The following is a 12,794-nucleotide window of genomic DNA, read 5'->3' on the forward strand; positions in this document are numbered from 1 at the left end:
ATAGCCCGGGGATTCCGCCCCGGCTGAATTGTTCGGCAACCCTGCAGGGCAGGGTGGCCTGTGCCTAGATAGCGTCCTTACCGGTTTCGCCGGTACGGATGCGGATTGCCTCTTCAACGGCGCTGACAAAAATCTTGCCGTCACCGATGCGCCCGGTGTGGGCGGCATTCTTGATTGCTTCAACAGCACGCTCTGCGTCTGCTGAATCCACTACCACTTCCACTTTCACCTTCGGAACGAAGTCGACGACATACTCAGCACCCCGATAAAGTTCGGTGTGGCCTTTCTGGCGCCCAAAACCTTTGGCTTCCGTGACCGTGATCCCCGAGATCCCGACTTCATGAAGGGCTTCCTTCACTTCATCGAGCTTGAAGGGTTTGATAATTGCTTCGATCTTCTTCATTTCCTGGTACCGTTTGTTATGGTTATTGCCGCTTATTACGCACGGTTCGTGCCAGTTTTTCGTGTCGCGGAATCCTGCGGTTTTTTTCAATAGGTCAAAGAGGTTGACCGTTCTTTGTGCGATAATGTGCCTAAATTTTGTGCAGTTGCTTGAGCTTTGGTCAGTCGTCGGGCACGGCCTGATTTAAGGAATTTGTGAAGCGCCTAAAAAAATGCCAAACTTCCTACTTGACGCGACGGGAGCTTGCGCATAAACAAGCGCCCACATTCAGAGATGGCGGGTGTAGCTCAGTTGGTTAGAGCGCCAGTTTGTGGTACTGGAAGTCGCCGGTTCGATCCCGGTCACTCGCCCCACTCTGAAGTTTTTTTAAAGAAGCCCCTTCCGGGGCTTTTTTCTTTTGCTACACTGCGCCCCGATGACGAAAAGTCCCTCGCTTGTGCTCGGTGTACTTTTCATCAGTTTTTATGTTGCGAAATCAAAGCTTGAGGCGGCTCTGCGCTTTGCTTTCAATTTTTCGCTTGTGAAATCCACCGGGGAGGTGGATTTCTGAGCGGATAAGTAAAACTGGACCGCAGAACAGCTTCAAGGTCCGGTTTTTCGATCTGGAATCGGAAAAAAGTACACTGAGGCAAAGCCGAAGGACTTTTTTACGGCAGGTGTTACACTGCGTCGATTCTTGAGGGGGAGCTTAAGACAGTGCAGACCAGTGGCAATACCCACATTCTATTGACGCCCGAGGAGTCCAGGCAGGCTGATGCCTGGGCGCTGAAGAATGGCACCAACGGCCTCACGTTGATGGAGGCCGCGGGCAAGGCCGTTGCTGAGGTCATTGTCGATTATATTGGCACACCGCTTGAGGCCGGGGGCGAGATTTTGATCTTGTGTGGTCCTGGCAACAACGGCGGCGATGGGTTTGTGGCGGCCCGGTATCTGGACGAATGGGGTTACCCGGTTCGGGTAATGATGTCGGTTGAAACGCGGGACCTCAAGGGCGACGCGGCCATCATGGCGCGGCGCTGGCAGGGCGGTGTGGGGCCGATTGACACCAAACGCCTCAGGGGCTCCACGGTTGTTGTGGATGCGCTTTTCGGCACCGGACTGACCCGCGCGATCGAAGGCGAGTTGGCTGAACTGATTGAAGCAGTGAATGCGCTTGATGCATTCCGGGTGGCGGTTGATATGCCGAGTGGCCTCGACGGCGATTCGGGTATTCCGACAGGCCCATGCTTCCAGGCTGACATGACAGTCACCTTCTTTACCAAAAAACCCGGGCACATTGTGGCGCCGGGTCGTTTTCTGTGTGGTGGCGTGGAGCATATCCATGCCGCTGACATTGGCATTTCCAGCCGAAGCCTTGATGCCATCAAGCCGACGCTGTTTGAAAATACGCCTTCGCTCTGGGGCAGTGGCTATCCTTTCCCCGGGCCGGAAACGCACAAATATCATCGCGGCCATCTGCTGGTCCTCGGGGGCAAGGAGCCCACACTGGGGGCTTGCCGGCTGGCGGCAACGGCGGGGCTCAGGGTTGGGGCAGGGCTGGTGACACTGGCCGCCCCCTCAGAGACCTATAATATACAGGCGACAGCCCTGACCGACGTGATGGTTCGCCGCTTTGACAGTGCCTTTGGGTTCTTAGGCATCATGGCGGACACCCGGATCAACACCATCCTGCTAGGGCCTGGTGCGGGCGTGGGTGAAAAGACGGCTGAGTTGGTCCATGATGTGGCTCGGCGCGACAAGGCCATGGTGCTGGACGCGGATGCGCTCACAAGCCTGGTTGGGCGCCTGGATATCTTTGCTCAGGAAGGCACGGACGATGTGGTGCTGACACCGCATGAAGGCGAATTTGCCCGCTTGTTCCCTGGGCTTTCCAAGGAGACCAACAAGGTTGCCGCTGCGCGGTCGGCGGCAGTTTCGTCCAAATGCCTGATCGTTTTGAAGGGTGTATCCACGATTGTGGCAGCACCCGACGGGCGGGTCTCTATTGCTGCGAACGCGCCCGCGTGGCTGTCTGTTGCGGGAACAGGTGACGTGCTGTCTGGCGTAATTGCGGGGCTGATGGCCCAGGGCATGCCGCCTTTTGAAGCCGCGTCTGCGGGCGTGTGGCTTCACGGCGAGGCCGCGATGAAGGCGGGCAGGGGGCTGATTGCATCCGATCTTGTGACTGCTTTGCCGCAGGTTTTGCTATAGGAAAAATTGGGCTCGGCGTACAAAAATACTTGTACTCCGCAGTGCGCCTGTTATAAGCCCGTCAAATTCACGTTTTAATGAAACCGGAGAGGTCGCGTTCAGCGCGGTTTTTCAAGTGTTTCCGAAGGTAGCGCGGGCGTGGCGAAATTGGTAGACGCGCCAGATTTAGGTTCTGGTGTCTTCGGACGTGGGGGTTCAAGTCCCTCCGCCCGCACCACCTTCAGGAAATCCGGTTCCGGATAAAGAAAAAGAGAGTTGGAAGACCCATGCAGATCGAAGAACTGCTGAATGAAGGACTGAAGCGCGAGTACAAGATTGTCGTAGCAGCGAAAGAGCTGGACGACCGCTTGGACGCGATCCTGGACGAATTCCGTGCCACTGCAAAAATCAAGGGTTTCCGCCCTGGTAAAGCCCCACTGTCGCTTCTGAAGCGTATGCACGGCGAGCGTGCCAAAGGGCAGGTCCTCTCTGAGACCATGCAGGAAACGTCTACAAAGCTCTTTGAAGACAAGAATATTCGCCCAGCGACCCGCCCAGAAGTGGACATGGACGAATATGAAGACGGCAAAGACCTCGCTTACACGCTGAAGGTTGAAATCCTGCCGGAAATCTCCGTAGACGATTTCAAAGCACCAGCGCTTGAGCGTTGGGTTGCTGAAGTTGACGACAAGACCGTTGACGAGTTCTGCGAGAAAATCGCTGCCCAGCAGAAGACTTTCAAGAAAGCCGCCAAGACCACCAAAGCTGGTGAAGGCGATGCCGTATTGATCGACTATGTTGGTTCCATCGACGGCGTTGAGTTCGACGGCGGCAAGGGCGAAGACTTCCAGCTTGAGCTGGGATCCGGCATGTTCATCCCTGGCTTTGAAGAGCAGCTTGTTGGCTCCAAGGCTGGTGAAGAAAAGACCGTGAAGGTTTCTTTCCCTGAGCAGTATCAGGCTGCTGACCTTGCCGGCAAGGAAGCTGAATTCGCTGTAACGGTGAAAGAAGTTCGCAAGCCTGCTGAAGCCAAGGTTGACGAAGACATGGCAAAAGGCATGGGCTTTGAGGACCTCGCGTCTCTCAAGGAATCCGTGAAAGGCCAACTGGCTGCTGACAACAACAGCCTGACCCGTGCTCACATGAAGCGTGGCCTCCTGGACGCCCTGGCTGACGAATATACGTTCGACGTGCCTGCCGGCATGGTTGACATGGAATTCCGCCAGATTTGGGAACAGATCAAGCGCGACGCCGTCATGAGCGGTGAAGCCAAAGCTGAAGACTTCGAAGGTCAGGATGGCCCGGAAGACGAGGCAGAAGCTGCTGAGTTCCGCGCCATTGCCGAGCGCCGCGTGCGCCTTGGCCTGCTGCTTTCCGAGCTGGGAGTGAAGAACAACATCCAGGTGAACCAGGAAGAAGTGAACCGCAAGATCATCGAGGAAGCGCGCCGCTTCCCGGGTCAAGAAGCTCAGGTCTTCGAATTCTACCAGAAGAATGAAGAAGCCCGCGCTCAGCTGCGTGCACCGATCTTCGAAGAAAAAGTTGTCGACTTCGTTCTCGAAATGGCTGACGTGACTGAAAAGTCCGTTTCCCGTGATGAACTTGAAGCCGCTGTTCGCGCAATCGACGAAGAAGAAGCCAACCCAACCAAGGGCAAAAAGGCTGCTCCTAAGAAGAAAGCTGCTGCGAAAAAGGCGCCTGCGAAGAAAGCTGCGCCTAAGAAGGCTGCCGCGAAGAAAGACGACGCAGAAAAGAAAGCTCCAGCGAAGAAGGCAGCGGCGAAAAAAGCCCCTGCGAAGAAAGCTGCGCCTAAGAAAGCTGCTGCGAAAAAGCCAGCTGCCAAGAAATAGGCTTGCGACACAGAATAACGGCACTCAGGTGCCGATGAAAAAGGGGCTTCCGGGCCCCTTTTTTAATGCCCCTCTTTAATTGCTCTACCGAAGCCCTATCTAATTGCAGGAACTGTTTCGTATTTCCTTGCCCGAGCCGACTTGGGTTTGCTACAGCTTCACAAAAGATCGATAACAAAAAGCCCTGACCGGTAGCCTGCCAGATACTCCGGCAGCTATTTGGGGCCACTCAGGACAACATTTGGAGTGCCTAATGCGCGATGATTTGATGGAACCTATCAGAGATGCCCTCGTACCGATGGTTGTTGAGCAAACCAATCGGGGCGAACGGTCGTATGACATTTATTCGCGGCTTCTCAAGGAACGCATCATTTTCCTGACCGGCGATGTGAATGATCAGATTTCCAGCCTGATTGTGGCGCAGCTTCTGTTCCTCGAGGCGGAAAATCCGAAGAAGGATATTTCCTTCTATATCAATTCACCAGGCGGTGTGGTGACGTCGGGTCTCGCGATGTATGACACGATGCAATATATCAAGCCAAAGGTGGCAACGATTTGCATTGGTCAGGCTTGCTCGATGGGGTCACTTTTGCTGGCCGCTGGGGAGCCAGGCATGCGCTATGCCCTGCCAAATGCCCGCATCATGGTGCACCAGCCTTCTGGCGGTGCGCGTGGTCAGGCTGCGGATATCGAAATTCAAGCGCGCGAGATTTTAAAGCTTCGTGAACGTTTGAATAATATATATGTAAAACATACCGGCCAAAAGCTGGACAAAATCGAAGCGGCGATGGATCGCGACAACTTCATGGACGCACATGAGGCCAAGAAGTTCGGATTGATCGATGAGGTATATACCAGCCGCGAAGAGACCGACGAGAAATAAGACCGGCTGGTAGCCTGTAAATTTCTTGAATTTTGGGTGTACGAGCCATTTTAACCGGTCTACGATAGCAAGAAACGAGTTTATAGCGGTGACAGATTTGAGTAACAGCGATTCGAAAAACACGCTCTATTGTTCCTTTTGCGGCAAGAGCCAGCACGAGGTCAGGAAGCTGATCGCAGGGCCTACGGTCTTTATTTGCGATGAGTGCGTAGAGTTGTGTAACGACATCATCAAGGAAGAGAGCAAAGGCGCGCTTTCCAAGGGCACCGACGGCGTGCCGTCGCCGCTGGAGATTCTCGAGGTCCTCAATGATTATGTCATCGGGCAGGCTGGCGCCAAGAAGGTGCTTTCAGTTGCGGTGCACAACCACTATAAGCGCCTCAATCACGCCAACTCATCCGCGCCTGAAGTGGAGCTGGCCAAGTCGAACATCCTGCTTGTTGGGCCAACCGGCTGCGGTAAGACACTTCTTGCCCAGACGCTGGCGCGCATTCTGGACGTACCGTTCACCATGGCTGACGCCACGACGCTGACCGAAGCCGGTTACGTGGGCGAGGACGTGGAAAACATCATCCTGAAGCTGCTGCAATCGGCTGATTATAACGTCGAGCGCGCCCAGCGCGGCATCGTCTATATTGATGAGGTCGACAAGATCAGCCGCAAGTCAGACAACCCGTCCATCACGCGCGACGTGTCGGGCGAAGGTGTCCAGCAGGCACTGCTGAAAATCATGGAAGGCACGGTTGCCAGCGTTCCACCACAGGGTGGCCGCAAGCATCCGCAGCAGGAATTCCTGCAGGTTGACACCACAAACATCCTGTTCATCTGTGGCGGTGCCTTTGCAGGCCTTGACCGTGTGATCGCGAACCGCCTTCAGGGCAAGTCCATCGGCTTTGGCGCGACGGTGAATTCACCGGACGACCGCAGTGCCGGCGAACTGTTCAAGGAAACCGAGCCTGAGGACCTGCTGAAGTTTGGCCTGATCCCCGAGTTCGTGGGCCGTCTGCCTGTGATCGCGACGCTGGAGGACCTGGACGAGGGTGCTTTGGTTCAGATCCTGTCAGAACCGAAAAACGCCCTTCTGAAGCAGTATCAATGCCTGTTCGATATGGAAGACGTGAAGCTGACCTTCTCTGAAGACGCATTGTTTGCCGTTGCCAAGAAAGCAATTGAGCGCAAAACTGGCGCGCGTGGCCTGCGGTCCATCATGGAAGATACGCTTCTGGATACCATGTTCGACCTGCCGAGCCTTGAGGGTGTTGAAGAGATCGTGATCAACGGCGAAGTGGTCGACGGCAAGTCGAGTCCTTTGATGATTTACGCTGATCGCCGCGACGAGGCTGGTCAGCCAGCTTAGAAAACAGATTATATTGTGTGAATAAGGGTTGAAACGAACGTTTCAACCCTTATTTTTTATGGTGAAGGGCACAAATTTGGCCCTAAACTCGTTTTTCGACCTCTTTTCCTTTCTTGTCTTGATGGAAATGGCCTAAAATCAGGTCGATCAAGTCGCTCATTCTAGTTCTGGAAGTTTTTCCTATGTCCGAATCCGCCGAAACCACGTCAAACATTGTCACTTTGCCCGTTCTGCCCCTGAGGGACATTGTGGTTTTCCCACATATGATCGTGCCGCTTTTTGTTGGCCGCGATAAGTCCGTTCGGGCACTCGAAGAAGTGATGGCAAAGGACAAGCAGATTCTGCTGGTTGCCCAGAAAGAAGCTGGTGAGGACGACCCGAAAACCAAGGATGTGTTCGAGGTCGGTACAGTTGCCAGCGTGCTTCAGCTGCTGAAGCTGCCGGACGGCACGGTCAAGGTGCTGGTGGAAGGCTTCAACCGGGCCACCATCAAGGAATTCGTTCGCGACGATGATTATTTCGAAGCCAACGCAGAACTGATGGCCGACGGCGAAGAAGACGATTCGGAAATTGAAGCGCTCAGCCGGTCGGTGATCGCCCAGTTCGAACAATATGTGAAGCTGAACAAGAAAATCCCAGCAGAAGTGCTTGTAACGGTCAATCAGATTGATGAAGCCAGCAAGCTGGCCGACACGGTGGCGAGCCATCTGGCGCTGAAGATCGACGACAAGCAGGACCTGCTGGCCACCGTTTCTGTGGCGCAGCGCCTCGAGCGCATCTTCAGCTTCATGGAAGGTGAGATCGGCGTCCTGCAGGTTGAGAAGAAGATTCGTGGCCGCGTGAAGCGCCAGATGGAAAAGACCCAGCGCGAATATTATCTGAACGAGCAGCTCAAGGCGATCCAGAAGGAACTGGGTGAGGGCGACGACGGGCGTGAGGAAATCCAGGAACTGGAAGACCGAATCGCCAAGACCAAGCTGACGAAGGAAGCCAAGGAAAAGTGCCTGGCGGAGCTCAAGAAGCTGAAGTCCATGAGCCCGATGTCCGCTGAAGCCACTGTGGTGCGGAATTTCCTCGATTGGATGCTGACGATTCCATGGGGCAAAAAGAGCCGCGTGAAGAAAGACATCAAGCTCGCGCAGAAGGTTCTGGATACTGACCACTATGGCCTGGAGAAGGTCAAAGAGCGAATCGTCGAATATCTTGCTGTGCAGCAGCGTGCGAAAAAGATCAAAGGCCCGATTCTGTGTCTTGTTGGCCCTCCGGGTGTTGGTAAAACCTCGCTTGGCAAGTCCATCGCCAAGGCCACAGGGCGCGAGTTCGTTCGATTCTCGCTCGGCGGCGTGCGCGACGAGGCAGAGATTCGCGGTCACCGCCGCACCTATATCGGCTCCATGCCTGGTAAGGTGATGCAGTCGATGAAGAAGGCCGGGACCACGAATCCACTGTTTCTCTTTGATGAGATCGATAAGATGGGCCAGGACTTCCGCGGAGACCCAGCGTCTGCGCTTCTTGAAGTGCTGGACCCAGAGCAGAACAGCAAGTTCAACGACCACTATCTTGAAGTGGACTATGACCTGTCGAACGTGATGTTCGTCACCACGGCCAACTCGCTTCGCATGCCGCGTCCGCTCTTGGACCGGATGGAAATCATCCATCTCTCGGGCTACACCGAGGAAGAGAAGGTAGAGATTGCTCGCCGTCACCTGATTCCGAAACAGCTGAAGGATCATGGCCTTAAGAAGGGCGAGTGGTCCATCTCTGACGGTGCGCTCAAAGATGTGGTGCGCTACTACACCCGCGAAGCCGGTGTCCGGAGCCTGGAGCGCGAAATTGCCAAGCTGGCCCGTAAGGCTGTGAAAGAAATTGTTGAAGGCTCACGCGACAAGGTTGCGCTGACGTCCCGTAACCTCAGCCAGTATGCCGGCGTGAAAAAGTATCGCTACGGCCAGGCGGAGGAAGAAGATCAGGTTGGCCTGACCACTGGCTTGGCATGGACCGAAGTTGGCGGGGAACTGCTGGCGATCGAAGCTGTCACTGTTGCAGGCAAGGGCCAGATCAAACAGACCGGTAAGCTTGGCGAAGTGATGAAAGAATCGATTCAGGCCGCCCGTTCTTACGTGCAGTCCCGCTGCGTGGAATTCGGGATTCATCCGAATGTGTTCGAGAAAAAGGACATTCACATCCACGTGCCGGAGGGCGCAACGCCAAAAGATGGCCCATCTGCGGGTGTTGCCATGTGCACAAGCATTGTTTCTGTGCTGACGGGAATCGCTGTCCGGAAAGATATTGCCATGACTGGTGAAGTGACACTTCGCGGTCGTGTGCTGCCGATTGGCGGCCTCAAGGAGAAGCTTTTGGCGGCGCTGCGCGGCGGAATCACCAAGGTTCTGATCCCGAAAGATAACGAGAAAGACCTGGTGGAAATCCCGGACAATGTGACCAAAGGCCTTGAAATCGTTGCAGTTTCGAATGTTGACGAAGTTCTCGAGCATGCCCTTGCAGGCCCGATGGAGCCAATCGACTGGCCGGACGAGTCAGAGCTCAAGGAAGTGAGCTCCGGGGACGGTGCAGATGAGGCAGAACTGACGACTCATTAGCTCCTTTGAACCGAATTCGATAAATTTCAAGGAAAAAAAAGCCCAAAACCGCAGTTTTCTGCGGTTTTTTGCTTTGACAAGCGGATTTAGCCGTGCCTAAACTGCATTCGCATTTCGGAACTAATAACGAAATCAAACTCTTCAACTCAGAGGGGGATACCTTGAATAAAAATGATCTGATCGCAAAGGTTGCGGAAGCAGCTGACCTGTCCAAAGCTGATGCTGGTAAAGCAGTAGACGCTGTATTTGACTCCATTTCCGGCGCTCTGTCCGGTGGTGGCGAAGTTCGTCTCGTAGGCTTCGGTACTTTCGCAGTAGCACAACGTGCTGCTACTAAAGGCCGTAACCCACGCACGGGCGAAGAAATCGACATCCCTGCTTCCAAACAGCCTAAATTCAAGGCTGGCAAGGGTCTCAAGGACGCTGTAAACAAGTAATATTGTTTGCACACTTGAAAAGAGAACGGCTGCGGATTTTCCGTGGCCGTTTTTCTTTTTATGCCTTGTTAAAAAATTGCAAAAAAAGGGGTGGACAGCGCCGCCGTTTAATCTTAAAAGCGCGCTCACCACACTGGTACGGGCGATTAGCTCAGTTGGTAGAGCATCTCGTTTACACCGAGAGGGTCGGCAGTTCGAGCCTGTCATCGCCCACCATTTCCTACCAGTGTCTTTCGCCTGACGGCGTATGAGAGAATGGGCGATTAGCTCAGTTGGTAGAGCATCTCGTTTACACCGAGAGGGTCGGCAGTTCGAGCCTGTCATCGCCCACCATTCTCTTCTCTTTCCCGACATTGCTTCCTGATATACTACTGCTGGCTGGCCATGCCATCGGTGTGACGCCCAATATGTGACGTCTGGGGATTCGGAATGCCATCGATATGACCAATCAAAAAGACAGCAAGGCAACCGGGCATGACCCGGACGGTGATTCTCCCGCTGCAGAAGAGGAAGGCGGAATCGTGATCGAGGCGACCTGGGCCCCGAAGGACCCGCGCGACCGGCTGTATGATGAAGATGCGACGGCGTCAGAGCGCACCATGTCCCTGATCCGGGTGATTGCGGCCTTCCACCCCGTTTTGAACAGTGTGCTGCTTATCGGCCAGTTGCTGCGCCGTATGCCCAGGTGGGCACTGGCAGTGTTGCTGGTTATTGCTGCGGCTGGGTTGGTTTATCTGGCCGTCTGATTTCGAGTCCGGACGTCGCTCTAAAGTACGCGAGCGCGGCAGTGTTAAAACAATCGAAAATCGTCAGTTGCAGGGACTGTAAGTGCTTCGAACAGGAGGCGGGCAGGGCGGGCTATTTTTGGCGGTTTTCTCCCGAAAAATAACGGGCGGAAAAAAAGTGTCAAAAAAGCCGTTGACAGGGGCGGGGGTGCGGCTTAAACAGCCCCTCACACAAGAGCCGCGCGGGTGTAGCTCAGTTGGTTAGAGTGTCGGCCTGTCACGCCGAAGGTCGCGGGTTCGAGCCCCGTCACTCGCGCCACTCTTGTTGTAAAGAAAGCGTTCAGGCATTGCCTCGGACGCTTTTTTCTTTTCAGCCTTCCGCGGACACGTTTCCTTCATCGCGTACGGCGAACCAATAGGCCCAGAAAATCAACAAAATCTGCAAAGGGGTTCGTATCAGGAGATACTCAGGGCCCCACTGATGGCCGCCCAGCCCAGTCTGGTTGAGGGCGGCATATATGTTTGCCGGGAAGAAGCAGATAAGAACCGCTATGCAGGCTTTGCCGGCTAAGGCGCGGGTTGCGGGCATGATCAGTCCCACCGCCAGGGCTGCCTCGAGAATGCCTGTCGCGTACACAATGGGTGTTCGGAAGGGAACGAACGGCGGCAGCATCTGGACCATGCCTGCGGTTTTAACAAAATGTCCAACGGCAAAAAAGATGAAGGCAGCTGCCAGTGCATATGTGCCGACAGATTGTGACGGCAATTCCTTGCCGGACACAAGTGCTAGCAGTCTGGTGGCAAGGAGGGGGACAAGCAAGAGTGATAGTATGATTAATGGCGTGGTCATGTGTTGCACTCTTTTCTTCGGGACAGTGACCTCAACAATATGGATCAGGCCACTTTCGGCCAGCCGCCAAGAGTGAATAAGCCACTTTTGCAAATGCGGGATTGCATGTGCTCACAGCGGCTTAAAAAAAATCCAAAAAATACGTTTTGTCCGTTGACACGGGCGGCCTGAAAATTTAAACACCCCTCACGCAAGACGCGCGGGTGTAGCTCAGTTGGTTAGAGTGTCGGCCTGTCACGCCGAAGGTCGCGGGTTCGAGCCCCGTCACTCGCGCCACTTGCCTCCCTCCTAGAGGGCAGTACAGAAAACGCGTTCCGGTACGTCCGGGCGCGTTTTTTTGTTTGGCCCGTCCAATATCCTGCAAATGCGCCAAAAAACCGCAGGAGATAAGCTTTTCATTAACTAAAAGCATGCCTATACTCACGCCCGCAGGCGCCAGGGGCAAATTCGCCCTTTACGGATCGAAAATCGGCCTTTAAAAGGGCGCTGTAATTAGGGCCAATAATCAAAAAGGGACTCCCATGGAGTCGTTGCTGATACAATATTTTCCGATCCTGATTTTCCTCGGGATCGCCATTGCTTTTTCACTGATTTTTGTTGGCGCTGCGATGCTGATCGCAAAACAGCGACCCGACAGTGAAAAGCTGTCTGCGTACGAGTGTGGATTTGAAGCATTTGAAGACAGCCGTCATCAATTCGATGTCCGCTTCTATCTCGTCGCTATCCTGTTCATTATCTTCGATCTCGAGATCGCCTTCCTGTTCCCTTGGGCTGTGTCCCTGGGCGAAATCGGGCTGTATGGTTTCTGGTCGATGATGATCTTCCTCGGTGTGCTGACCGTAGGTTTTGTATACGAGTGGAATAAAGGAGCGCTGGAATGGGAGTAACATCCGCAAAAAATCCCGGTGCGTACAACACGCTGTCACCAATCCCACCAGTAAGCGAGGGTGATCTGCTTGAGGGTCTCAACGAAGAACTGACTGAAAAGGGCTTTGTTGTCACCAACCTCGAGGATCTGATCACCTGGGCCCGGACGGGTTCGCTGTGGTGGATGACGTTTGGTCTTGCGTGCTGCGCCGTTGAGATGATGCATACCTCGATGCCGCGTTACGACGTGGAGCGTTTTGGTTTTGCCCCTCGCGGCAGCCCGCGCCAGTCGGACGTGATGATCGTCGCCGGGACGCTGACCAACAAGATGGCGCCTGCCATGCGCAAGGTTTATGACCAGATGTCGGAGCCACGTTACGTGATCTCCATGGGGTCCTGCGCCAATGGTGGCGGTTACTACCATTATTCCTATTCGGTTGTTCGGGGCTGTGACCGCATCGTGCCGGTTGATATCTATGTCCCCGGCTGTCCTCCCACCGCGGAAGCACTTCTTTATGGCGTGCTTCAGCTGCAGCGTAAAATTCGCCGCACCGGGACCATCAACCGTTAGATCGAGTACGAGGCGCCGCCACAAGTTGGGGGCGCTTCGCTGTGTGCCTGCGGCACCTCTGCCGCACATCAAAAAGGAGCGC

11 protein-coding genes and 6 tRNA genes are annotated in these 12,794 nt (G+C 54.6%); 15 read left to right on the plus strand and 2 right to left on the minus strand.

The features are described 5' to 3' along the window. Positions 1-64 precede the first annotated feature (64 nt). On the minus strand, positions 65-403 hold the full coding sequence (locus KORLAC_RS09830; RefSeq protein WP_068149449.1) for a P-II family nitrogen regulator: 339 nt from the start codon (positions 401-403) through the stop codon (positions 65-67). A 276-nt stretch (positions 404-679) separates the two neighbouring features. Between KORLAC_RS09830 and KORLAC_RS09835 the strand changes: the two genes are divergently transcribed. The 12 genes from KORLAC_RS09835 to KORLAC_RS09890 all read left to right on the plus strand — a co-directional run bounded on the left by KORLAC_RS09835 (position 680) and on the right by KORLAC_RS09890 (position 10,743). After that, positions 680-756 (plus strand) — tRNA-His (locus KORLAC_RS09835). A gap of 343 nt (positions 757-1,099) precedes the next feature. Next, complete coding sequence (locus KORLAC_RS09840) at positions 1,100-2,593, plus strand: NAD(P)H-hydrate dehydratase (RefSeq protein WP_082714604.1); 1,494 nt, start codon at positions 1,100-1,102, stop codon at positions 2,591-2,593. Positions 2,594-2,725: 132 nt separating this feature from the next. Further along, positions 2,726-2,810 (plus strand) — tRNA-Leu (locus KORLAC_RS09845). Between the two features lie 49 nt (positions 2,811-2,859). After that, positions 2,860-4,422: a trigger factor gene (gene tig, locus KORLAC_RS09850; RefSeq protein ID WP_068305977.1), complete on the plus strand. Its 1,563-nt coding sequence runs from the start codon at positions 2,860-2,862 to the stop codon at positions 4,420-4,422. Between the two features lie 253 nt (positions 4,423-4,675). Then, positions 4,676-5,305: an ATP-dependent Clp endopeptidase proteolytic subunit ClpP gene (clpP, locus tag KORLAC_RS09855; RefSeq protein ID WP_068305979.1), complete on the plus strand. Its 630-nt coding sequence runs from the start codon at positions 4,676-4,678 to the stop codon at positions 5,303-5,305. An 88-nt stretch (positions 5,306-5,393) separates the two neighbouring features. Next, the gene (gene clpX / locus KORLAC_RS09860; RefSeq protein ID WP_068305984.1) at positions 5,394-6,662 is read left to right on the plus strand and encodes an ATP-dependent Clp protease ATP-binding subunit ClpX; all 1,269 of its coding nucleotides are present in this window, start codon (positions 5,394-5,396) and stop codon (positions 6,660-6,662) included. A 182-nt stretch (positions 6,663-6,844) separates the two neighbouring features. After that, positions 6,845-9,262 carry an endopeptidase La gene (gene lon, locus KORLAC_RS09865; protein ID WP_068305987.1) on the plus strand — a complete coding sequence of 806 codons (2,418 nt, stop codon included), beginning with the start codon at positions 6,845-6,847 and terminating at the stop codon, positions 9,260-9,262. Positions 9,263-9,423: 161 nt separating this feature from the next. Further along, on the plus strand, positions 9,424-9,699 hold the full coding sequence (locus KORLAC_RS09870) for an HU family DNA-binding protein (protein WP_068305989.1): 276 nt from the start codon (positions 9,424-9,426) through the stop codon (positions 9,697-9,699). A gap of 140 nt (positions 9,700-9,839) precedes the next feature. Beyond that, positions 9,840-9,915, plus strand: a tRNA-Val gene (locus tag KORLAC_RS09875). A gap of 41 nt (positions 9,916-9,956) precedes the next feature. Beyond that, positions 9,957-10,032 (plus strand) — tRNA-Val (locus KORLAC_RS09880). 107 nt (positions 10,033-10,139) lie between these two features. Continuing rightward, positions 10,140-10,445 carry a hypothetical protein gene (locus KORLAC_RS09885; RefSeq protein ID WP_068305993.1) on the plus strand — a complete coding sequence of 102 codons (306 nt, stop codon included), beginning with the start codon at positions 10,140-10,142 and terminating at the stop codon, positions 10,443-10,445. A gap of 221 nt (positions 10,446-10,666) precedes the next feature. Beyond that, positions 10,667-10,743 (plus strand) — tRNA-Asp (locus KORLAC_RS09890). 51 nt (positions 10,744-10,794) lie between these two features. Here KORLAC_RS09890 and KORLAC_RS09895 read toward each other — a convergent pair. Continuing rightward, positions 10,795-11,367, minus strand: a complete 573-nt coding sequence (locus KORLAC_RS09895) for a DoxX family protein (protein ID WP_206594913.1) — start codon at positions 11,365-11,367, stop codon at positions 10,795-10,797. Positions 11,368-11,473: 106 nt separating this feature from the next. On the opposite strand from KORLAC_RS09895, the gene KORLAC_RS09900 reads away from it, so the two are divergent. The 3 genes from KORLAC_RS09900 (at position 11,474) to KORLAC_RS09910 (ending at position 12,712) form a co-directional block, all read left to right on the plus strand. Next, a tRNA-Asp gene (locus KORLAC_RS09900) sits at positions 11,474-11,550 on the plus strand. Positions 11,551-11,795: 245 nt separating this feature from the next. Then, on the plus strand, positions 11,796-12,161 hold the full coding sequence (locus KORLAC_RS09905) for an NADH-quinone oxidoreductase subunit A (RefSeq protein WP_068149414.1): 366 nt from the start codon (positions 11,796-11,798) through the stop codon (positions 12,159-12,161). Further along, on the plus strand, positions 12,152-12,712 hold the full coding sequence (locus KORLAC_RS09910; protein WP_241493399.1) for a NuoB/complex I 20 kDa subunit family protein: 561 nt from the start codon (positions 12,152-12,154) through the stop codon (positions 12,710-12,712). The genes KORLAC_RS09905 and KORLAC_RS09910 overlap by 10 nt, the downstream gene beginning before the upstream one ends. Positions 12,713-12,794: the final 82 nt, after the last annotated feature.

Source organism: Kordiimonas lacus, from assembly GCF_001550055.1.
Lineage (GTDB): Bacteria > Pseudomonadota > Alphaproteobacteria > Sphingomonadales > Kordiimonadaceae > Kordiimonas > Kordiimonas lacus.

What these genes read in the sequence shown, in the direction of transcription:
- KORLAC_RS09830 (WP_068149449.1), bottom strand. Translation starts at nt 403, where the DNA reads ATGAAGAAGATCGAAGCAATTATCAAACCCTTCAAGCTCGATGAAGTG.
- tig (WP_068305977.1), top strand. Translation starts at nt 2,860, where the DNA reads ATGCAGATCGAAGAACTGCTGAATGAAGGACTGAAGCGCGAGTACAAG.
- clpP (WP_068305979.1), top strand. Translation starts at nt 4,676, where the DNA reads ATGCGCGATGATTTGATGGAACCTATCAGAGATGCCCTCGTACCGATG.
- lon (WP_068305987.1), top strand. Translation starts at nt 6,845, where the DNA reads ATGTCCGAATCCGCCGAAACCACGTCAAACATTGTCACTTTGCCCGTT.
- KORLAC_RS09885 (WP_068305993.1), top strand. Translation starts at nt 10,140, where the DNA reads ATGACCAATCAAAAAGACAGCAAGGCAACCGGGCATGACCCGGACGGT.
- KORLAC_RS09905 (WP_068149414.1), top strand. Translation starts at nt 11,796, where the DNA reads ATGGAGTCGTTGCTGATACAATATTTTCCGATCCTGATTTTCCTCGGG.
- KORLAC_RS09910 (WP_241493399.1), top strand. Translation starts at nt 12,152, where the DNA reads ATGGGAGTAACATCCGCAAAAAATCCCGGTGCGTACAACACGCTGTCA.